This window comes from Priestia sp. P5_B4, from assembly GCF_056400385.1.
In genome coordinates, this window is the sequence record NZ_JBFULJ010001327.1 from 1 (window position 1) to 744 (window position 744).

Below are 744 nucleotides of genomic sequence, written 5' to 3' on the forward strand. Positions count from 1 at the left end.
GACTTCCTAGTGTACCAGAGAAGACAGGAACGAATGATTCCATTGCTCCGCCGCGAATAGCTACTGCTAAGTTCACGCCTACAACTTCACCCATTTGCCAAGCTAATTGAGCAGTAGGTGGGTAAGGGCGACCTTCTGGACCCATTACAACCGCTGAGTCACCAGCAAGGAATACATCTTTATGAGATGTAGATTGTAAGAATTCATTTACAAGTGCACGACCGCGGTTTACTTCGATACCTGAGTTAGCAACTACAGAGTTACCTTGAACTCCGCCAGTCCATACCATTGTTTTTGTTTCAATTTTACTGCCGTCTTTAAGTTCAACAGTTGTAGCATCCATTTTTGTTACAGGTGTACCAGTAACAAATGTAACGCCACGTTTTGTTAAGCTTGATTGAGCGCGCTCTACTAATTCAGCAGGGAAGCCTGGAAGAACTGTAGGAGCTGCTTCTACACAGTATAGAGAAATTTCTTTCGGATCAACACCGTGTTTTAGACATAGGCTTGGCATTAAGTCAGCGTATTCACCAACAAGTTCGATACCTGTTAATCCGCCACCGCCAACTACGATTGTACCGTCAGCTTTATTTTTTGTTTTGCTGTATTCAGCGATACAAGCTTCTACGTGTGCACGTAAACGGTTTGCATCATTTACTGATTTAAGAACGAAGCTGTGCTCTTCTAAACCAGGGATACCGAAGTAAGCAGTTTCACTACCTAAAGCTGTAACAAGGTAGTCGT

1 protein-coding gene is annotated in these 744 nt (G+C 43.4%); it reads right to left on the bottom strand.

Annotated elements, in window-relative coordinates; all coding sequences use genetic code 11:
- Positions 1-744 (bottom strand): NAD(P)/FAD-dependent oxidoreductase (locus tag AC1DRF_RS30770; protein ID WP_477742670.1); only part of this gene is annotated, 744 nt, incomplete at both ends.